The following is a 19754-nucleotide window of genomic DNA, read 5'->3' as shown; positions in this document are numbered from 1 at the left end:
GCCCGTGTCAGCGCCCCAGGCGCGTACGGCCCCGGCCGGGGCCGTACGGGGGCGACCCGCGGACCCACGGCACGCTGGACCGAAGGCCCCTGGCCCCGGCCGCCCGCGTCGCCGCCCCCTCCGTCACCGTCACTGTCGTCGACGACAATGACCGGCAGGGAGAGCCTGGCGGCGCCGAGGCCGCCCGCCGCAGGGGCCACGGCGGGAGACAGCGAGTCCTTGAAGAGACCGGTCGGAGCACCGTCCAGGACGGCATGTGAGAGCGTCCCGGAGAATGAGTGGTTCTGCCAGGCGGTCAGCGAACCGCCGAAGTCCGGGGACGCGATGGTCTGCCGCGCGGGCGCCAGCGTCACACGCTGGATCGGCGGCAGAGAGGCCCAGCCTCGTCCCCCACCGGAAGCAGCGGCACCAACACCCTTGCCCGCACCGGCGGATGCCTCAGGGGCGGGGTCCGGAACCGTACCGTCCCCGCCCCCGGCCACACTCCGCTCCCGGTCCCGGCCGTGGCTCCGGCCCTTGAGCCGGTCGAATATGCCCATCAGCGCTCCGTTGCCGCACGCGTCACCAACGTGGCGATCTGCTCGGCATATCGCCGCCGCTCACGGTGTTCGAGGTCCAGAATGTCGTCCAGATTCCAGTGGAAGTGGTAGGCGATGTACGCGATCTCCTCATGGATCCGGTCGGTCGCGTACGTCACGATTCCCCCAGGCGGCTCCCGCCGAGTTCGACCTCGAACGGCTGCTCGCAGTGCGGGCAGGACACTCCGGCCCTGGTGTGGCCCTCGGCGTTGACCTGACGGTAGAAGTCCTGCAGGAAGGCGAGGTCGGAGGCGAACATGTTCTCCACCACACCGTCGTGAATGTGTGCCACGGTGCCCAACTGGGTGATGACCCGGCCGAGCAGCACCACCGAGAGGTACGCGGGGTTCTCCTGCACCCGCATGTCCCGCAGCGGGATCAGCTCGTCCCGTGCGGTCGCCAGCCGCATCACGCCCTCGCGATGCACGGTTCCCATGTCGTCCACGTACCCGCGCGGCAGCTCGAACGCGAACTCGGTCCGCAACTGCTGCCGTACGGGATGTGCTTCCGCCGGTGCGACGGCCGGGGCCGCCACGTCCGCGAGAGCGGAGGTGGCGGCAGCGGCGTCGGTGGCGGGCCTGGCGGGTCCGCGGCGCATTACTCGGTGACCAGCTCTTCGTAGACGATCGTGACGGTCTCGGTCATCACGGATGCCTCGCCCGCCGTCGCCGCCGCGCCCATCACCTTGGTGCACCAGGCGTTGCGCAGGTGCTGCCGCCTGACCGGGTTGTACTGGTAGTCCATGTAGATGATGCTCGCGTTCTTACGGGCCGAGCCCATGTCGCCGCGCAGCGAGGCGTTGATCCACTCGGTGAAGGCGGCGGACTGCTCCATACCGCGCGTCACGGTGGTCTCACCGGCCTTCTGCACGCCGGGCATCTTCTTGGTGATCGGATGGCCGTTCGCCGAGACCTGCTGGTACTCGATGACGTCCTGCTCCATGCCCACCTCGCCCACGGCGTGGAGGTACTCGACCATGACTCCGTCGATCTGGAGGCCGAAGTTATGGGTAGTGAGGGCGTCACCCTGGGAGAGAGTCATGAAAGCCGTTCCTTCCGTTGATGCGGGGACCTGTGGCTGTACGCGCGGTCAAGCGGGGGTCGGAGGTGTGTGACGGTCTACTCCTCCAGCTCGCCGCTACCGCCGGAGAACTGCGCCAGCCGGAAGATCACGAACTCGGCGGGCTTGACCGGCGAGACACCGATCTGGCAAACGACCCGTCCCAGGTCCACCGACTCGATCGGGTTGGTCTCGGCGTCACACTTCACGTAGTAGGCGTCCTCCGGCGTGGCGCCGAACAGCGCGCCACTGCGCCACTCCGTCACCAGGAACGCGGAGATGTTCCGGCGGATCCGGGCCCATAGCGCCTGGTCGTTGGGCTCGAACACCACCCACTGCGTGCCGTTGAGGATCGACTCCTCCAGGTAGTTGAAGTACCTGCGGACGTTGAGGTAGCGCCAGGCCGGGTCGGAGGAGAGGGTGCGCGCGCCCCAGACGCGGATGCCGCGGCCGGGGAAGGTGCGGATGCAGTTGACGCCGATCGGGTTGAGCAGGTCCTGCTCGCCGCGGGTGATCTGCATCTCCAGGTCGACAGCGCCGCGTACGACCTCGTTGGCGGGAGCCTTGTGCACGCCGCGCTCGGAGTCGTTGCGTGCCCAGATGCCGGCGATGTGGCCGCTCGGCGGGATCAGCCGGGTCTGGCCGCCGGCCGGGTCGAAGACCTTGATCCACGGGTAGTAGAGCGCGGCGTACTTGGAGTCGTAGTTGGACGTCTCCTGGCGCCAGACCCGGACCTGACGGGCGTTGAGGCCGGGCGGCGGGTCGATGATCGCCAGTCGGTCGCCCATCAGTTCGCAGTGGGCGATCAGACCGAGCTGGACGGCCTTCACGGCCTCCAGGTCGATCGCGCCGCGCTGGTAGGCGGCCATCAGGTCGGGGACGGCGACCATCGAGATCTCGTCCACCGCTTCGAGACCGCCGAAGCCGGTACGGTCCGAGGAGTCGCCCAGGTACTCGGCGATGCCGACCGACTCGCCCTCCACCGCGTCCGGCACCGCGGGGGTCTGCGCGGTGGCGACGGGGACCGGGAGTGCGACCGTCTGGTTGTCGGGGCGGGCGAGCTGCGAGGCCGCGACCGCTTCCTGCACGGAGATCAGCTTGGAGCGTTCCTTGACCTGCGTGACCACATAGTTGCGGGCGTTCTTCTTCGCCGAGACATCGAAGGTCTCGACGGGCTTCGTGCCGTCCTTGACGACCAGCCGGAAGCGCTCGGCGGGACCCTCGCCCTCGGCGTCCGTGACCTCGACGCTGAGCGTGCCGCTCTCGCCGGGCGCGACGGCCGACACCTTGAACGTACCGAGGGCCTGGGGCTCCCCGGCCGTCAGTTCGGCGGGCGCCGCGGCACCGCCGGCGACGGCCGACCGGCCGCGCTGTCCGTTGACCGGGTCGGTGCCCTCGCCCGGCGCGCCCGTGACTCCGCCGGGCGCCCCGCCCACACGGACCACGTAGGCGGCGGAGCCACCGTTGTTGAAGAAGCCGTACACCGAGTGGGCCAGGAAGTAGCCGTCGGTGAACTCACCGAAGGAGGCGACGTACTGGGTCCAGTTGGTGACCAGCGTCGGCTCGTTCAGAGGACCGCCGGGCGCCAGCCCGACGAATGCGGCCACCGAGGTACCGACCCCCTCGATCGGACGAGAGCCGCTGGCCACCTCTTCCACGTACACGCCCGGCGACAGGTAAGACGGCATGCTCTGCTCTCCTCGGGGTACCAATATCAGGACCAGACTTAACCTTCGCCGCCCCTGCGCGACCGGGTAAATGTCCTTCAGTGCCTTGTCAAGGGCATTGCGCATGCCCTCATGGGCAATGGGAGGAAGGCTGCGCGGCGGGTCCCGCCACCAGGGGCTCGCAGTGGGGAGGTACCGGGGGCGCACCGCGGGGTTCGGCAACGGTGGGAGCCCGCCTCCCCGGCCCGGGATTCACGCGGAGGGGTTTGAGGGCAACGAGCGCCACCTTTCGGGCAGCGAGGCTACCCGGTGGCCCCTTACGTCGCCTCTCCGGTGGGAAGTAGCGTCGATCGGGTGACCACCTGGACATCTCTGGAGCCCGCCTCGACCACGGTCGACCCGGGCAGCAGCACCACCGTACGACTGCGTCTGCGCAACACCGGCGACGTCGTTGATGAGTACCGCTTCGAGGCGGTCGGCGACGTCGCTCCGTACGTCACGGTGGAACCCCCGTCCATCAGGCTCTTTCCGGGAACCACCGGAATCGTGGAGCTGAACTTCGCCCCGCCCCGTACTCCGGACGCGACCGCGGGTCCGCATCCGTACGGTGTGCGCATCCTGCCCACAGAGCACCCTGAGGCCACCACGGTCGCCGAGGGGAACGTCACGTTCACCACGTTCATGGAAGTGCGGGCCGAGCTGGTCCCGGAGACCGTCAAGGGACGCTTCAGGGGCCGGCCCAAGCTGGCCGTCGACAACCTCGGCAACACCCTGCTCACGGCGTCGATCGGCGGCGACGACAAGAGCAGCGACGACCTTTCGTACGAGATCGTCCCGTCCAACGTCCAGATCGAACCCGGCCGCGCCGCCTTCGTCGACGCGACTCTCAAGCCCCGGCAGATCACCTGGATCGGGCAGAAGCAGGAGCGGCCGTACGAACTGTCGTTGCGGCGCTCGGGGTTCAAACCCGTGGCGGTGAGCGGGACGTACGTACAGCGCAGCCTGCTGCCGCTCTGGATGATGACCACACTGAGTCTGCTGCTCGCGCTCACCATCACCGGCCTCGTGCTCTGGTTCGCCTACAAGGCGCCGGTCCGCACCATCGCGCAGGAGAAGCTCCAGAAGGCCGCGGCCACCGCGCTGCCGGAGGAGCCGGAGCAGCCGAAGGACGAGCCCTCCAAGGACGCCGCGCCCGCCGATGAGCCCAAGGACGACGGTGGCGGCGGCGGGGAGGAGAAGAAGGAAGAGGTTGAGCGGGGTCCGCTGCCCATCACGTCGGAGGACCCGCCGAACCTCTTCGTGCAGTTCGCACAGGTGCGGCTGGTCGAGGGAGCGGGCGACTGCAAGCTGACCGCCACGCACGCGGTGGGCAAGCTGGACCCTGCGACCGCGGAGGCGCTGAAGTGCTTCCAGCAGTCGCACAAGGCGGCGAACGGCGACTTGAGCCGGCTGACGGAGAACGACGGGCTCGGGAACCTCGGCCGTTCCACGATGACCGCGCTCCTGGCAGCGCACTTCGCCGGCATGAAGTCGCTGGACCTGAAGGATGACGAGCCCAGCCCGGAGGTGCCGTGGGTACGGAACGTCCTGCTCTGGGGCACTCAGGCCGAGTTCGACGACGGCGACCTGGCCATGACGGCGAAGTACACCAAGATCAACATAGACTATCTCCAGAAGCACATACAGCTCAAGGAGAAGCCGACTCAGCCCCTCAAGAACAGGATCAAGGAGTACCAGGGCCTGTTCGCGGCTGAGCAGACCGGGGTGCTCGACGAGCTGACGCTCAGTAAGACGAAGCTGGGCTGGATCAATGAGCAGGACGCTCCCGGCACGGTGACGGCCGAGGACTGGCTCCCGGCACCGGTGGAGTAGACCGGCTTCGCTCTCAAGCCGCCGCGGTCGCCCTGCGGGCCGTGGCCGCCGGACAGAACGTGTCCGGCGGCCACGGCCCGCAGGGCGACCGGTCTACCAGGTCGCGTCGTCCAGGACCAGTCGGCCCGACTTGCGGTATTCCCGCTGGGCGCCCGCCAGCAGGTCCGCCGTCGACACACCGTCACCCCGGCCCGCCGCCGCGTACGCGGCCGTCACGACCGCGCTGCGGATGGAGCCGCCCGCCAGCTCGAACTCCCGCGCACAGGACGCCGGATCGATGTCGTCGGCGCACGGGACATGGGCCAGGCTGTGCCGCCAGAGCGCCAGGCGCTGTACCTCGTCGGGGAAGGGGAAGTCGACCACGAGGTCCAGCCGGCGCGTGAAGGCGTCGTCGATGTTGGAGCGCAGGTTGGTGGTGAGCAGGGCGATGCCGTCGAACGACTCCAGGCGCTGGAGGAGATAGGCGCTCTCCATGTTCGCGTGGCGGTCGTTGGAGCTGCTGACCTCGGAGCGCTTGCCGAATACGGCGTCCGCCTCGTCGAAGAGCAGCACCGCGTCCGTACGGTCGGCCTCGGTGAAGATCCGCTCCAGGTTCTTCTCCGTCTCGCCGACGTACTTGTCCACGATGGACGGCAGCTGCACGACGTAGAGATCGAGGCCGAGTTCACCCGCGACCACCTCGGCGGAGAGCGTCTTCCCGGTCCCGGAGTCGCCCGCGAACAGCCCCACCACGCCCCGCCCGCGCCCGCCTCCCGCGCTCAGCCTCCAGTCGCCGAGCACCCGGTCGCGGTGCCGGGCGCGCAGGACCAGTTCCCGCAGTTGTGCCAGCGGGCGGTGGGGCAGGACGAGGTCGTTCCAGCCGACGTCGGGCCGGATGTGGCGGGCGTGGCGTTCGAGGCCCGACGCGGACTGCTGCCGGGCCGCGAGCCGCAGATGCGTTGCGGACAGTTCCGTACCGTCGAACGCGGCGAGGTCCAGTGCCGCACGGGACGCGCGGTCGATACCGCCGGGTCCGAGCCGGTAAGCGGCGACGACCGGCGCGAGGTCGAAATCCGGCTCGCCGGGACCGAGCGCCGCCCGCCAGGCGTCGAGGTCACCGGCACGCTGCCGGGGCGCCTCCAGCACGATCGGGTCGCGCCCGCCGTCGTACCACTGCGGGTCGTACGGGCGCGGGTCCGCGAACACCACGGGTACGTCGCTCACGGCGAGCGCCCGGATCAGCTCATCGGGCTTCTCGGGCAGCGGGGTCACCACGATGGCGCGCCCCGTCAGCCGCGCCTCGCGCAGCAGCTCCCGGTAGGGGAGGCGCTCCCCCGCCGTACGTTCCACCGGCGCGTAATCGTCGGGGCGTTGGTCCACCGGGTGTTCGCCCGGTGCGAGGTACAGGGCCGGGATACCGGCCGCGCCCAGGGCGACGGTGGCGCAGGCGAGCCCGTCGCCTGCGCGGTGCTCACGGAGGTAGACCGTGAGTGGGCGCTCCGTCAGCTGCTCGGCCAGTCTCCCCACCACCGGGTCGACGCCGTACGCGGTGCCGATGGCCTCCGCGCCCTCCGCGCCCTCTCCATCCGCCGTGCCCGTCGTGTCCGTTTCCATGGGCCGGTACGGAAGGGGGCGTACGGTCCTGTCCAGCGCCGGGTCCGGGGTGTCGTCGCCCAGCAGATGCGCCACGACCCGGTCGGGAACGCGCAAGGAGCGGCTGAGGAAAGGGCGTTCGGGGTCGTTCACCTCGATCAGGCCCCACGCGAGGAGCCTCGCGGCCGGACGGAACCGGGACCGTCCGGCGGCGGAGTGCACGGGCACCCCGCAGAGGTCGAGGGCGAGCGCGACGGTCGCCCGGCGACGGGTGACGTCGTCATTGAGGTAGCCGTACAGCGACTCGAAGGCGCGGTCCAGGTCGGGCGCCAGCGCGATCAGCAGGATCTGGGTGTCGAGCGGGCCGAGACGCAGCGAGTGGGCGAGCCAGTGGAGGCGATCGTCGTCGGGCTGCTCGAACGTGCCGGAGTCGTCCGGCGTCTCGACCGCTTCGGGCTCGTCAGGACCGCCCGGCCCGTACGCCGTACCCGCGGTTTCCCGCTCGTTCGGCGCTTGCGCGGTGCCCCGCTCCGCGGTCCCGTCCGGCCCGCCGGGCCCGCCCGACGCCTCCGGGACGGCGGGATACGCACCCGCCGCAGGCCCGTACAGCAGGCGCCGCACCGCGTCGTCACTCAGATACAGCCCGCGCATCGGATCGGCGGCTGTCGGGTCGTCGGCGCTGCGCCGCTCGACCAGGAAGGCCACCCGCTCGCGCAGTCCCGCGAGCCGTTCGAGCAACGGCGAGGTGCGGTCGTTCACTTGCGCTGCTCCCGAAGCGTTCCCGTCGTTCCGTGCTGCTTCGCGAAGTCCGCCTTGGCGGTGTTGACGATCTCGGCGTTCTGGTAGCGCGTGGGACTGCCTTCGGGCCTGTCCGTCGCCCGCACCTGGACGCCGAGCCCTTCGGTGACCGGCGGACCGACACTGTACTCGGGGAAAGCGAGGAAGGGCGCGGTGATCACCACGTCGAGCGAGGGTTTGAGTTCCCCACCGAGCGCGGACCAGACGTCCGCGAGCGAGCGCGCCTCGGTGTGCACCCCCGCGACGGTCAGCGGGACGGAGAGCCCCAGTCCGGCGAGAGTGCCGGTCAGGTCCTCCTGCGGGAGGATCTCCTTGGGCAGCAGCGTGTGCAGTACGGCGGAGAGCATCCGGTGTTCGTCCTGCGGACGCTTGGTCCAGGCCGTCACGAGATACGAGAGCCGGAACCAGCGCGGCGGCTGGTGCTGCTTGACGACGAGGCCCTGCTCGTCACGGAGCGACATCTTGCCGCGCTGGCGCCGCTTGGTGTCCTCGCGGATGTCGTAGAGATACGCGTCGATGGTCGGGGCGTTGCGCCGGGCCGCCCAGTCGCGGGTCGGGGCGTCGAAGGTGACCTCGACCTCGGACCCCGCGAAGGCGCCGCGGGTGAGCAGCCCTTTCAGGATGTCGTCCACCTCGTGGATCACGGTCGCGCTGCCCTTCACTTTCGCCGTTCGTCACGGAACCGTTCGCCGTTCGTCACCGAACGGACCGTCACGCAGCGACTCGCTACGCGACGATCTGTCGCGTAACAGCCTGTCACTTCATCCGGCGGAACCGTCCGTGGTCCCGCCGGTCGTCCGGCGCCCTCGGCACAGAGCACCCGGTCGAGTCCATCGTGGTCGTCCTGACGCTCACCTCGCGAGGCACCGGGGGGACGATCAGGGGGCAACCCTGCTGCCCCCGCGTCGCCCTTCGCCTGCCCTCAGGGGCCTTGACCCGGCGCACGGACCATCAGATGTAGCCTTCACGCAAGGCATAGGCCACGGCATGGGAACGGTTGCGGAGCTGCAGACGCGTCGTCAGACCGTGCATGACGTTCTTGACCGTGCGTTCGGAGTACGAAAGTTTGTTTGCGATCTCCCCGGTATCCATCCCCTCGGCCACCAGTCGGAGCACATCGACCTCGCGTGGCGCCAAGCCGGACGCCGCGCCGCCCGACAGGCTGGTCGCGCCGCGCTGCAACGTACCGATCTGGGCTATCAGCCGCCCCAGCAGGTCCGACGGCAGATCCCCGTCGCCCCGAGAGGCCGCGAGGACCGCTTGGAGAAGCCGGTGGCCGGTGGCCTCGCGCCGCCAGACGATCGCGCCGACGCCGTACTCGATCACCTGAAGCAGATCGGCCTCGCGGATCAGAGTCGTGACGAGGACGGCCTTGGTGCCTTCCGCGCGGGTCAGCCGCCTCAGCCGCGACAGCGTGGGTTCGTCGAGCACCTCGGCGAGCAGCAACGCGACCGTGCCCGGCCGACCCGCGCCCGCGTCGACCAACTCGACCTCGGAGTGGCGGCGAAGCTGGCTGACCGCTCCGTCGTGAGAGAGCGGGTCCGACGCAAGGATCTCCACCGGGATTCTGGCCGGGGTTCCGTGAACCATGCCTGTACGTCCTCGCGTCTTGTCTCTTGCCCCAACAGAACACGCCTTTCATGCACTTCCACCCTTTCTCCGCCGACAGGACGACCACAACCGTGGCCCACCACGAGACCGACCACGAGATTGGCGGCAAGTGTTCATGACAGCGATAACAGCGACAACGAGTCAGCCGCCGGCCCGTCGGCCCGTCCCGGCCCCGCCGTCGGCCCTGGTCCCCGCCTCGGCCGGACTCCTGGAACGCGGGGCCGCGCTCGACCTGCTGGCCGCGGAGGCCGACCGGGCGCTGGGCGGATCAGGACGGCTGGTTCTGTTCCGCGCGCCTACCGGTATGGGCCGCAGCGTCCTCCTGGAGGCCGCCGCCGAACTGGGCGTGAAACGCGGCATGCGGGTCCTGCGTGCCCATGCCTCCGCCGAGAACTCCGGCGTCCCGCTCGCTCTCGTACGGCAGCTCCTGGACCCGCCGCCCGGTCTCGGCGGCCTCGACGACGACACCCCTGAGACCCCGCACCACCTCAGCTACCCTTCCCGCCTGTGGCAGTTGCTGTGCGAGCACGCGGCCGAGTCGCCGCTGCTGGTCACCGTGGACGACGCGCACCTCGCCGACCATGCCTCCCGGCGCTGGCTGACCGAGGGTGCCCGACGGCTGACCGGGATGCCGGTCCTGATGGTGGTGACCGAGCGCGGGCAGTACGACATCGCTCCGCCGACACCGGGCCTCGCGCACTCACTGTCCCCCGGCGTGGTGCGGGCGCACGCGGTGACACCACTGAGCCGTTCCGCCGCCGAGGAGCTGGTACGCGGCGCCCTGGGCGCGGACGCCTCCGACGCCTGGGTGGACGGCTGTGTACGGGCGGGCGCCGCCAATCCGCTGCTGCTGCTCGCGCTGCTCGACGATCTGCGGGCGGTCTTCCCGTACGGCGGCCGGGACGGCGCCGCGGCCGGCGGCGGACCGGAACCACGGCTGCCCGAGAACTGTGCCGAGCTGTATCCGGGTGCGTTCGTGGCGGCGGTCTCGTGGTGGCTGGAGAGCGCCGGCCCCGGCAGCACCATGGTGGCGCGCGCGCTCGCGGAGCTGGAGCACTCGGCACCGGCACCGGAGTCTGAGTCTGAGTCGGACGGCGCCGGGAAGAGGGAGGAACAGGCGGAAAGGGAGGCAGAGTTCGGGTCCCCCGCCCCTCCCCGATTACCCCGCCCCCGGCCGGGGCGGCCCGCGGGGCACGACGAAGCCGGGCCGGACCACGGTCACGGCCACGGCCAGGGCGAGGACTTCGGCTGTTTCCTCTCCGAGCTGACGCGGGCCGACCCCGACCGCGTCGGCGGCTGGATCACCGCGATGATCCGGCTCGGGCTGCTGCGCCGCGCCCCCGACACCGGCGTCCCGCGCTTCGCGCACCCCCTGCTGCGCGGGGCCGTCCTTGACGGCTGGCCACGCTCACAACGGCAGGCCCTGCACCTGCGCGCGGCCGAACTGCGCCAGCGGCGGGGCGACAGGGCCGAAGCGGTGGCCGATCATCTGCTGCGTACCACGCCCGGTGATACGGCCGGGGGTTCGGTGTCCGTCGGCAGGACGCTCCTCGACGCGGCGGCCGAAGCGTCCAGGGCCGGCCGGACCGGCGCCGCCGCGCGGTATCTGCGCCGGGCGCTGGACGAACCGATGCCGCGTGAGCACCGGGCGACGGTACTCAGCGCACTCGGCGAACTGGAGTTCACCACCCTGCGGACCGGCGGGACACCCCGGCTGGCCGAGGCGCTGCGCCTCCAGGAAGAGCCCCGGGACCGGGTGCTGGCCGCGGTCACCCTGAGCAGCGCCCTGACCAGTGGGGGAAATCCGCACGCCGCGCTCGATGTCCTGCGCGATCTGGGTGAGTTGGACGGGGAGCCCGTCCTCGCCCGTACGGTCCAGGCGGCGTTGGCGTTCTTCTCCAACCACGATCCGGAGATCCGGCGGGCCGCCTACATCGCGCTGCGCGAGCGCGCCGAGCGCACTCCGGAATGGATCAGTCCGGCCCTGTGCGCCCTGCTGATCCGTTACGAGTCGGCGGCCGGGCTGCTGTCCGCCGGATCTGCCGTACGGCAGATCCGGCAGCTGCTGACGGCCCCCGAGGATCCGCTGCTGGTGCCGTATCTGCTGGGTACGGCGGCCGCCGTGGCGCAGTGGGCCGACGCGCCGGACTACGCCGAGCGACTCATCAGGACCGGGCTGACCGAGCACCGGCTGTCGCCACTGCATCCCGTCCACCAGACGCTGCTCAACGCGCGGGTGGACACCGCCGCCGCACGCGGACATTACCGGCGGGTGCTGGAGGAGACCGCCGGCACGTCAGGGGCTCGGGGCGACGCGCCCCCTACCGGTGCGAGCAACTTCCTGGCCCAGCGCGTCATCGCGCTCGTCGAGCGCGGCCGTCCCGCCGAGGCCGAGCGGCTCATCGCAGGCATCAAGGTCGATGACGCGCACGACATTTCCGAACTGAACCGGTTCCTCTACGCACGTGGTCGGCTGCGCGCGTCCGCCGGCGACCCGGCGGGCGCCCTGGACGACTTCCGGGAGTGCGGCAGGCTCCAGCTCAGCCGTGACGCGGAGAGCCCCATCGTCACACCGTGGCGCTCGGCCGCCGCCGAATGCCACCTCCTCCTAGGAGAACCACGGGAGGCTCTCGCGCTCGCCGAGGAGGAGAGCCGGTACGCCGCCGTATGGGACACGCCCCGGGTCCGGGGCCGCGCGCTGCGCGTCCTGGGCGCGGCCACCGGCGGCCGACGGGGTCTCGAACTCACCGGCGAGGCCGTCGGCATCCTGCGCGGCGCCGCGCTCGACATCGAGCTGATCCCCGCGCTCATCACCCACGGCCTCCAGCTCACGGCGGGCGGGCAGCCTCGCCGTGCCCGCCCCCTGCTCAGGGAGGCCGCGACAACGGCCGAACGGCTGGGCGCGGTACGGCTGTCGGGCGACGCGGAACTGGCCCTGCGCGCCAGTGGCGCCCGCCGCAGGAACACCGCCCTCACGGGCCGGAGTTCACTGACCACGAGCGAACGCCGCATCGCCGCGCTGGCCGCCGACGGCCGGACGAACGCCGAGATCTCCGAACTGCTGCACCTGGCACGGCGTACCGTGGAAACCCATCTGACCAGCACCTACCGGAAACTCGGCATACGACGGCGGGGGGATCTCCCGGCCGCGCTGAACGACGTTACGAAAAAGCTGACTTGACGCACCCAGGGCCGACCGCCCTACCCGTCGAGCCAGGCATGAGGTGTCGGTAGATCTTGTCGCAGGCAAGGCTGGGGGCCTTATACGGCAGCTGGATGGGAGGTAGAGAACGCACCTGTTCAGCGAGGGGTTCGCGGAGCGCCTGACCGGGCGAGGGCCACTGCGTCGTTCGGGCAGAGGAGAGCACCCAACAGGGCCTGTAAGAATGCCCGTTCGGATTTGACCCCGCGCCTTTGGGGCTCCGGCAGTCGTGCGACGCCGGCGCTGGAGACGGGGAGCAGGTCTCAACGCCTCAAGTCCCAGTGGCTGCACGGTCCCCGGCGCCTTCCCGCGGCCGGGCCCGCGCTTCTTCTGTTCGACGCCGTGGTCCCCGGCCCTGTCCCATGCGTGCGCGGAGCGATTCCTTCTGCGTGGAGAACACCGACTCTGCCTGGATACGCCACCACCGGCGCGGAGACCAGGTATGGCGGGGCAGGGCATGGGTCCGAAAGGACACACTTCCCGCCCTCGGGGGGACGCGGTCGTGACTGCTGCCGGGGTCGTCGTCCTCGCGACGAAGGTCTCCCGGCGGGCTGCGCTGAGTGAGGATGAGCGCCTCGGTGCCCTCGGCCGACTGCTGACCGACACGGAGATACCGATGCGGCTGCGTGTCGCGGGAGTCATCGTGCTCCTCCAGCACAACCCGTGAGTCGCATCGTCCGGCTCAGCGTCGACGACGTGATCAGCGATGGCGACACCGTGCTTCTACGACTTGGGAAGCCGGCCTCACCCATTCCCGCGCCGGTCGCTGCCCTGCTGCTGGAGTACATCGACAACCGCGACAATCCGTGGGGCGCGGCCCCGGACTCGTGGACGGCAGCACGTCAACGGTGATCCCGGTGAATCCGGCCTCGTCCAGGACCTTCACCCAGACGTGTTCCTGGAGCACCCAACGGCGCATCGTGGTCGTTTCACCCCTCCGGAGTTTTCGCCGGGACGTCGGCGGCCACGACGTCCGGTTGGGCGGGGGCGCCGTTGAGGTAAGGCGCCAGGGTGGAGAACACCAGCCGCCCGTCCGGCTTGAGGGCGGAGGCCGCCGCCAGCAGACGCTCGCGCGGGCCGGTGAAGTCGAGCGCGCAAACACTCCGACCGGGTGCCGGCCACCTACCACCGCACCCATGGAGTCCGGTACTTCCACGGCTCTACTCGGTCACCGACGACATGTTGTGGGGCGTCAACCGCCGCAAGAAAGGTGCCACGAACACCCTGGCCGCGCTCAAGTCGATCCGCGACGCCCGGCCCGACGGCGCCCCCATCTACGTGATCCTGGACAACCTGTCCGCCCACAAAGGCACCGACATCCGCCGCTGGGCTACAAAGCACAAGGTCGAGCTGTGCTTCAGCCCGACCTACGCCTCTTGGGCCAACCCCATCGAGGCCCACTTCGGACCGCTGAGGCAGTTCACCATCGCCAACTCCAACCACACCGTGCAGACATGAGCCCTGCACGCCTATCTACGCTGGCGCAACGCCAACGCCAACGCCCGCCACCGCGACGTCCTGGCCGCCGAACGCAAGGAACGCGCCCGCATCCGAAGCCAGAAGGGCACCCGTTGGGGCGCACGCCCCCTCGACACCGCAGCCTGACCAACCGCGAACTTGCACAGCCACAGCGCATCATCGGTCCGCTCGTGGCCAAGCGCGGACGACCGAAGCGTTGTGAAGGTGATCTCGGCTGGGCAGACCCGGAGCCCCGAACGGGGCCGGTTCAGGAGAAGGACGGCGCCAGAGGAGAACGACTCAGGAGGCGGACGACTCGATCTCCCCCGCGAAGACGATGACCTGGTCGATGAGGCTCCGCCGCAGATGGACGACGTCCGTTCCCGCCAGGCGGGGGCCTCCATCCGGCGTCATGAAGACCCACTGGTACCGGGCCCACTCGTCCGGCATGTCCACCGCCGAACAGCGCACCATCGTGCCGGTCCCCGCGGGGTGGCGCCGGATGTCCAGCACGAACCGCTCGACCGCCTCGATCCCCTCACTGCGGCCCAACGGTCCCCAGAAGACCACGTCCGAGGTTAGGGCCTGGGAGAGCAGCGCAGTCACATAGCTGTCGTCCGAGGCGTTGAACGCGGAGATGAACGTGTCAATCGCGGATCGCGCGGTCTCTTCCTGCATGCACCAGTAATACCAGTTGCCTCGCGGACCGCGCTCGTCCCGTGAGCCGTCTCCCGACCACGGTGAACCATCCCGGTCACAGCACTAGACGATCAATTCCAGTGGATGCCTGCGGAGGGTGTGGGGTGGGCGGCGGCCGAAGCCACCGCGAGACGGTCAGGCGGCGGGCTGCCGGCCCTGGTTGTCGAGGTGGCAGCGGGCGGTCAGGCGTCAGGGGCGACTTCGGGGTGCGTGAACCGCACGGGCTTGCCCAGCGACCGGGCATAGGCGATTTCGGCTCGGGTGCTGTCTCCGATGTAGTCGCCGACTACGAGCACTTCATCAGCGAGCCGGATCTTCGCCCGGTGCAGATCGTCGAGTCGAACCTTCAGCGCCTCGGCCTCGACAGGATCGGACCAAAGTTCGTGCGGCGACTTCATGTCACAGCCCGGTTTGACGACAATCTTTCCGGCTTGGGTCTCCCGCAGATCGGCCTCGTTCATCTCGGTCATGAAGCGGGTGGAGCCGCAGATCACGACGATACGCGGGAGGCTCAACAGCTTCTTCGCGTCGGCGAGCTTCTCCTCGGGAGTGAGCAGTTGCGGGTATGACACTGGTTCCTCCTGGTGGTGTGGTCCAAGGGGTGCCTGCGGAGACGAGAACGAGGGTGCCCAAGATCGTTTTGTGACGAACGACGTGGCCACCCTCGCGACAGCACTCTATGCGACGACCGACGACATGCTGAAGGAGCATCCCGACCTGGCGCCGTGGCGCCCGCCGGTCGGTATTACGCACCGCCTGAGCGATGCCGAACTGGTCACCCTCGCCACGATGCAGGCCATAGTCGGCTACACCTCCGAGGCCACATGGCTCCGCCGTACCTGTGCCCACCTGCGCCACCTCTTCCCCTGCCTGCCCCAGCAGCCCGGCTACAACAAGCGGCTGCGCAAGGCCGCCGGTCTGATGCGAAGCGTCAACCGGATCCTGGCCACCACCACCTCGGTGTGGAGCGACGACGTACGGGTCGTGGGCTCCACCCCGGTGGAATGCGGCCGCTCCCGCGAGACCGTCGAACGCTCCGACCTGGCAGGTTGGGCCGAATACGGCTACTGCGCCAGCCACAGCCGCTTCTTCCGGGGCCTGCGCCTGCACCTGGTCTGCACCCTTCAGGGCCTGCCCATCGCCTTCGCCCTGACCCGGGGCCCAGGCCGACGAACGCGAGACCCTCCTTGACCTCCTGGCAGCCGAATGCGGGCTTCTGCGAGAGCGCCTCCGACCGAACGCGAACTGTCGGAGCATGGAGTCCAGTTGCTGCGGCCTGCCCGTAAAGGTGAACGGGAACGGCCTGGCGCAGCCCTGTTCAAGCCGCTGCGACAGGTCATCGAATCGATCAACGAGACCTTCAAGGGACAGCTTGACCTCGAAACAGCACCGAGGGCGCACACCCGGAGGTGTCATAGCCCGCGTCATGCAACGCATCCTCGCGCTGACCGCCGCGATCTGGCACAACGACGCAGCCGGGCAAACCGTCCTACACTCACTGATCGCCTACGATCACTGACCCCTTGGAATAGATCATCTAGTGCAGTTCGGCACCGCCGAAGACCCTCAGAAGGCGGGCGACCTCCGCCGCGACGGCGTCGCGAGCGGGTCCCACGTATGTGCGTGGATCGGCGACCTGCGGGTTCTCGGCGAGACACTCCCGGATCACACGGGTGAACGCCTTGTTGAGATGGGTGGAGACATTGATCTTGGTCATTCCCGCACGGGCCGCCCTGACCAGTCCGACATCATCGACTCCGGAGGAGCCGTGCAGGACCAGAGGCACGCTCACGGCTTCCCGCAGCACGCTGATGAGATCGACGTCCAGGACGGCGTCCCGCGTGAGCATCGCGTGGGAACTGCCCACCGCCACGGCCAAGAAGTCGACACCGGTGGCCGCGACGAACTCACGGGCCTCGTCCGGGTCGGTACGGACACCCGGAGCATGCGCACCGTTCTTGCCCCCGATCTCGCCGAGCTCCGCCTCGACGAGGACATCGCGCGCGTGGCAATAGGCCGTGACGTCCCTCGTGGTAGCGACGTTCTCCTCGTACGGGAGCTTGGCACCGTCGAACATCACCGAGGTGAAGCCGAGTTCGGCCGCGTGCCGTACAAGCTGCACCGACTCGGCGTGGTCCAAGTGCACGGCCACCGGGACCTCCGCTGCCCGTGCGACAGCGAGTGCGGCCATGCCTATCGGTTCGAGCGAGCCGTGATACTTGGCCGTGTTCTCGCTGATCTGAAGTATCACCGGAAGTCCGACGGCTTCGGCACCGGTCACGATGGCGGTGGCGTGCTCGATCTGTATGACATTGAACGCGCCCACACCCACGCCCTTCTTTCTGGCGATGTGCACGATGTCATGGGTGAATGTGAGCGTCATCGGTTTCCTCCACTTGCACTGCTGTACGGAATCGCTGGTAGACATCAGCATCGAAGTCGCCGGCGGCGAGGCAGGGGACCGCGGCCGCCGAGAGCGCCACAGCCTCACGCAGCATGTCCGGCCATGGCGTGCCCGACGCGAGTCCCCGTGCGAGCGCGGCGACACAGGCGTCGCCCGCACCGGTGGGGTTGCCGGCCAACCGCTCCGGTGGCGCGGCCCGCCAGCCGCTTCGCGATGTGGTGGCATACAGTCCCTCTGCGCCACAGGACACCACCACGGCACGGGCGCCCAGCGCCCGCAGCTCGGGAACCGCCTCCACCAGCTCCGACCTGCCTGTTATCTCGGCGAGTTCGACAGCATTGGGCTTGATCACGTCAGGCCCCGCTGGAAGTGCCGCGCGCAGCGCGGGCCCGCTCGTGTCGAGCACCGTTGCCACACCGGCGGCCGCGGCCAGCGAGATGAGCACCGCGTATGCGTTGATCGGCAGCCCCGGCGGAAGACTTCCGGAGAGCACGACCACGTCGGCGTCGCGAATCAGCCCTCTGTAGTGCCGGGTGAAGGCGCTCCACTCGGTCGGCCTCACGAGCTGTCCGGCTTCGTTGAAGACGGTCGCATCGCCCTCCTCGCGCGAGACGACGGTGAGGGTACGCCGTGAATCGGCTGCGATGGGTACGAGTTCGTCCGTGAGCCCGACGTCGAGCAGTTCCTCGCGCAGACGGTACCCGGTGGTTCCGCCCCAGAATCCGGTGACGACCGAGGGATGCCCCAGGGCGTTGAGTACCCTGGCGACATTGACGCCCTTGCCGCCCGCCCGTTCGTGCACCTCGCGGACCCGGTGCGATGTCCGGGGCACCATGCTGTCGACGACGTATGTCACGTCCAGTGCGGTATTGAGGGTGACGGTGAGAATCACAGCGGACACACCGTCGCCTCCACCGATTCGGCCGGCTGGGTTCCCGGGGCGTCGTACACCGCTCGCCAGGCATACAGACCGGCGCCCAGACACCCGGCCGCATCGCCCAGCGCGGCACGTACGACACCGGGGCGCCGCTGGAACGTGAACCGTTCCTCCAGTCGAGTGCGGACCGGCTCCAACAGCAGATCCCCCGCTTCCGCGAGGCCGCCTCCGAGCACGATCAGCTCGGGGCCGAGCAGTGTCGTGGCCATCACGAGGGACGTCGCGAGCGCATCGGTCGCGCGGTCCCAGATTCTCTGTGCCTCGGCATCGCCCTCGCCGAGCAGAGTGGTCACATCACTGGCGCCTTTGACGGTACGGCCGGTGCGGGCGGTGTACGACGAGGCGATGGCCGATGCGGTAGCCACGGTTTCCAGGCACCCCCGGACACCGCAGACACACAGTGAACCGCCCGGCTCGACGACGAGATGGCCCAGCTCCCCCGCGAATCCGCCGGCCACGACGGGACGGCCGTCGCAGATCACGGCGGCGGAGACGCCGGTCCCGATGGCCACGAACAAGACGTCCTTCGCGCCACGAGCGGCTCCGAGCTCGGACTCGGCACATCCACCCGCGCGCACGTCGTGTCCAAGTGTCACCGCGAGCCCCGTGTCTGATTCGAGCAGTTCGGCGAGCGGCAGGTCCCGCCACCCGATGTTCCCGGACCACACCGCCCGGGCCGTGTCCTCGTCGACGATTCCGGGCACGACGACCCCGGCTCCACGGACGGTGAGGTCCTGGTCAGCTGCTTCCTTTGCCAGCGACGTCAGCGCGGCGGCGATCTCGGAGACGACCACGTCCGGTCCGTCGCTCCGGGGGGTCGGGCGACGTGCCACGAACAGCGGCCGCAGATCCCGGTCCAGGAGCGCGCCCTTCATTCCGGTGCCCCCTACGTCGAGACCCACCACACACTCGCCCGGACCGAACCTGTCACGCATCACGGGCCCCGAGCACGACGGAACGGGTCAGGTTGCGGGGCCGGTCCGCGTCGAGGCCACGGGCGTCGGCGGTCGCGACCGCGAGGCGCTGAGCCCTGATCAGATCGGCCAGCGGGTCGAGGTCCCCGGCAGCGTCCTGGGATGCGGCGACCGGAGTTCCTCCGGCCTGCTCGATGTCGTCGACAAGGCCGGCGGGCAGCGAGCCGAATCCCCAGACCAGCCGGCCCGGACCGGCGACGCTGATCGGTCCGTGGCGGTACTCCATCGCCGGATACGCCTCGGTCCACGCGCCGGCGGCCTCGCGCATCTTCAGCGCCGCCTCCAGCGCGAGCCCGTATGTCCAACCGGCGCCGAGGAACGTGATCTGACCGGCGCACAACCACGCGGGCGCCAGCGGCTCGGCGAGTGCGCGCCGGGCGTCCTCCACCGCCTCGGCAACGGTTCTCACACCGGCCGGAAGCATGCCGTCGGACTCCAAATGGGCCCGCAGCAGGACCAGCGCGGTGGTTGCGAACCGGGTCTGTACGACCGATTCCTCATCGGCGAAGTCCAGCACCACGACCGCGTCGGCAGCCTTCGTCACCGGTGTCGTGGGGGCAGCGGTGATCGCGGTGGTGAGCGCCAGGCCACGCACTCGGTCGAGCAGGTCCAGCACCTCGGTGGTGGTCCCGGAGCGCGTGATGGCCAGGATCCGGTCGTAGCCGCGCTCTTCAGGGAATTCGGAGGCCGCGAAGGCGTGCGTCTCGCCATGGCCTCCACTCTCGCGCAGGACGGCGTACGCCTGCGCCATGAACCAGGAGGTGCCGCAGCCCACGACCGCGACCCGTTCGCCCGGGCGGGGCAGGGCCGAGGTGTGCTGGGGAAGTGCCTCCACCGCCCTGCTCCAGCAAACGGGCTGGGAAGCGATCTCGGCTGTGCTGAGAGATGACCTGGTGGTCGACATGCGACGGCTCCTTCGAGGG

General features: G+C 69.7%; 18 protein-coding genes and 1 pseudogene. 6 read left to right on the top strand and 13 right to left on the bottom strand.

Going from position 1 to position 19754, the window contains the following annotated elements:
• Positions 1–538 precede the first annotated feature (538 nt).
• The 4 genes from CU044_RS38825 to CU044_RS29885 all read right to left on the bottom strand — a co-directional run bounded on the left by CU044_RS38825 (position 539) and on the right by CU044_RS29885 (position 3325).
• Complete coding sequence (locus tag CU044_RS38825) at positions 539–697, bottom strand: DUF6760 family protein (protein ID WP_014153881.1); 159 nt, start codon at positions 695–697, stop codon at positions 539–541.
• The gene (locus CU044_RS29895) at positions 694–1176 is read right to left on the bottom strand and encodes a hypothetical protein (RefSeq protein WP_129771870.1); all 483 of its coding nucleotides are present in this window, start codon (positions 1174–1176) and stop codon (positions 694–696) included. Before CU044_RS29895 ends, CU044_RS38825 begins: the two co-directional genes overlap by 4 nt.
• Positions 1176–1619 carry a phage tail protein gene (locus CU044_RS29890; RefSeq protein ID WP_129771869.1) on the bottom strand — a complete coding sequence of 148 codons (444 nt, stop codon included), beginning with the start codon at positions 1617–1619 and terminating at the stop codon, positions 1176–1178. Before CU044_RS29890 ends, CU044_RS29895 begins: the two co-directional genes overlap by 1 nt.
• 77 nt (positions 1620–1696) lie before the next feature.
• On the bottom strand, positions 1697–3325 hold the full coding sequence (locus CU044_RS29885; protein WP_129771868.1) for a phage tail sheath subtilisin-like domain-containing protein: 1629 nt from the start codon (positions 3323–3325) through the stop codon (positions 1697–1699).
• A 333-nt stretch (positions 3326–3658) separates the two neighbouring features.
• Here CU044_RS29885 and CU044_RS29880 point away from each other — a divergent pair, with 333 nt between their 5' ends.
• Positions 3659–5176, top strand: coding sequence for a hypothetical protein (locus CU044_RS29880; RefSeq protein WP_129771867.1), 1518 nt, complete (start codon positions 3659–3661; stop codon positions 5174–5176).
• A 93-nt stretch (positions 5177–5269) separates the two neighbouring features.
• Here the strand turns inward: CU044_RS29880 and CU044_RS29875 are convergent, their stop codons facing one another.
• From CU044_RS29875 to CU044_RS29865, 3 genes are all read right to left on the bottom strand, one after another.
• Positions 5270–7507, bottom strand: a complete 2238-nt coding sequence (locus tag CU044_RS29875) for an ATP-binding protein (protein ID WP_129771866.1) — start codon at positions 7505–7507, stop codon at positions 5270–5272.
• Entirely contained in the window at positions 7504–8190 is a 687-nt protein-coding gene (locus CU044_RS29870) for a DUF4255 domain-containing protein (RefSeq protein ID WP_129771887.1), read from the bottom strand. The genes CU044_RS29875 and CU044_RS29870 overlap by 4 nt, the downstream gene beginning before the upstream one ends.
• Before the next feature lie 307 nt (positions 8191–8497).
• Positions 8498–9136: a response regulator transcription factor gene (locus tag CU044_RS29865; protein ID WP_129771865.1), complete on the bottom strand. Its 639-nt coding sequence runs from the start codon at positions 9134–9136 to the stop codon at positions 8498–8500.
• Between the two features lie 136 nt (positions 9137–9272).
• Here CU044_RS29865 and CU044_RS29860 point away from each other — a divergent pair, with 136 nt between their 5' ends.
• The 4 genes and pseudogenes from CU044_RS29860 to CU044_RS39110 all read left to right on the top strand — a co-directional run.
• A complete protein-coding gene (locus tag CU044_RS29860; RefSeq protein WP_129771864.1) occupies positions 9273–12338 on the top strand; it encodes a LuxR C-terminal-related transcriptional regulator in 3066 nt (1021 codons plus the stop codon).
• 523 nt (positions 12339–12861) lie between these two features.
• Positions 12862–13026 carry a hypothetical protein gene (locus tag CU044_RS39825; protein ID WP_240045930.1) on the top strand — a complete coding sequence of 55 codons (165 nt, stop codon included), beginning with the start codon at positions 12862–12864 and terminating at the stop codon, positions 13024–13026.
• Positions 13023–13211: a hypothetical protein gene (locus CU044_RS39820; protein WP_240045929.1), complete on the top strand. Its 189-nt coding sequence runs from the start codon at positions 13023–13025 to the stop codon at positions 13209–13211. Before CU044_RS39825 ends, CU044_RS39820 begins: the two co-directional genes overlap by 4 nt.
• A 238-nt stretch (positions 13212–13449) precedes the next feature.
• Positions 13450–13964, top strand: a pseudogene (locus CU044_RS39110) (transposase); the annotation flags it as partial.
• A 153-nt stretch (positions 13965–14117) separates the two neighbouring features.
• Here the strand turns inward: CU044_RS39110 and CU044_RS39105 are convergent.
• Together CU044_RS39105 and CU044_RS29845 are read right to left on the bottom strand one after the other, a co-directional pair.
• Positions 14118–14495, bottom strand: a complete 378-nt coding sequence (locus CU044_RS39105; RefSeq protein ID WP_193564110.1) for a nuclear transport factor 2 family protein — start codon at positions 14493–14495, stop codon at positions 14118–14120.
• Between the two features lie 203 nt (positions 14496–14698).
• Positions 14699–15088 (bottom strand): hypothetical protein, encoded by a 390-nt coding sequence (locus CU044_RS29845; protein WP_129771863.1) that lies wholly within the window; start codon positions 15086–15088, stop codon positions 14699–14701.
• Between the two features lie 70 nt (positions 15089–15158).
• Here CU044_RS29845 and CU044_RS39815 point away from each other — a divergent pair, with 70 nt between their 5' ends.
• A complete protein-coding gene (locus CU044_RS39815) occupies positions 15159–15707 on the top strand; it encodes a hypothetical protein (protein WP_240045928.1) in 549 nt (182 codons plus the stop codon).
• A 346-nt stretch (positions 15708–16053) separates the two neighbouring features.
• On the opposite strand, the gene CU044_RS29835 is transcribed toward CU044_RS39815, so the two are convergent.
• From CU044_RS29835 to CU044_RS29820, 4 genes are read right to left on the bottom strand one after another with little or no spacing between them, the layout of a single operon-like run.
• Positions 16054–16899, bottom strand: a complete 846-nt coding sequence (locus CU044_RS29835; RefSeq protein ID WP_129771862.1) for a class II fructose-bisphosphate aldolase — start codon at positions 16897–16899, stop codon at positions 16054–16056.
• Positions 16877–17821 (bottom strand): 1-phosphofructokinase family hexose kinase, encoded by a 945-nt coding sequence (locus tag CU044_RS29830; RefSeq protein ID WP_345790162.1) that lies wholly within the window; start codon positions 17819–17821, stop codon positions 16877–16879. The genes CU044_RS29835 and CU044_RS29830 overlap by 23 nt, the downstream gene beginning before the upstream one ends.
• Positions 17809–18792, bottom strand: a complete 984-nt coding sequence (locus CU044_RS29825) for an ROK family protein (RefSeq protein ID WP_129771861.1) — start codon at positions 18790–18792, stop codon at positions 17809–17811. Before CU044_RS29825 ends, CU044_RS29830 begins: the two co-directional genes overlap by 13 nt.
• Positions 18785–19735 carry an SIS domain-containing protein gene (locus tag CU044_RS29820; protein ID WP_129771860.1) on the bottom strand — a complete coding sequence of 317 codons (951 nt, stop codon included), beginning with the start codon at positions 19733–19735 and terminating at the stop codon, positions 18785–18787. Before CU044_RS29820 ends, CU044_RS29825 begins: the two co-directional genes overlap by 8 nt.
• Positions 19736–19754: the final 19 nt, after the last annotated feature.

The sequence above is a fragment of the Streptomyces sp. L-9-10 genome (assembly GCF_004151105.1).
Lineage (GTDB): Bacteria > Actinomycetota > Actinomycetes > Streptomycetales > Streptomycetaceae > Streptomyces.
This window is presented reverse-complemented; position numbering and strand designations above follow the sequence as displayed.

Coding starts and splice junctions, on each gene's coding strand:
- CU044_RS29835 (WP_129771862.1), bottom strand. CDS start 16,899: ATGACGCTCACATTCACCCATGACATCGTGCACATCGCCAGAAAGAAG.
- CU044_RS29890 (WP_129771869.1), bottom strand. CDS start 1,619: ATGACTCTCTCCCAGGGTGACGCCCTCACTACCCATAACTTCGGCCTC.
- CU044_RS39105 (WP_193564110.1), bottom strand. CDS start 14,495: ATGCAGGAAGAGACCGCGCGATCCGCGATTGACACGTTCATCTCCGCG.
- CU044_RS29825 (WP_129771861.1), bottom strand. CDS start 18,792: ATGCGTGACAGGTTCGGTCCGGGCGAGTGTGTGGTGGGTCTCGACGTA.
- CU044_RS29895 (WP_129771870.1), bottom strand. CDS start 1,176: ATGCGCCGCGGACCCGCCAGGCCCGCCACCGACGCCGCTGCCGCCACC.
- CU044_RS29820 (WP_129771860.1), bottom strand. CDS start 19,735: ATGTCGACCACCAGGTCATCTCTCAGCACAGCCGAGATCGCTTCCCAG.
- CU044_RS29860 (WP_129771864.1), top strand. CDS start 9,273: ATGACAGCGATAACAGCGACAACGAGTCAGCCGCCGGCCCGTCGGCCC.
- CU044_RS29865 (WP_129771865.1), bottom strand. CDS start 9,136: ATGGTTCACGGAACCCCGGCCAGAATCCCGGTGGAGATCCTTGCGTCG.
- CU044_RS29885 (WP_129771868.1), bottom strand. CDS start 3,325: ATGCCGTCTTACCTGTCGCCGGGCGTGTACGTGGAAGAGGTGGCCAGC.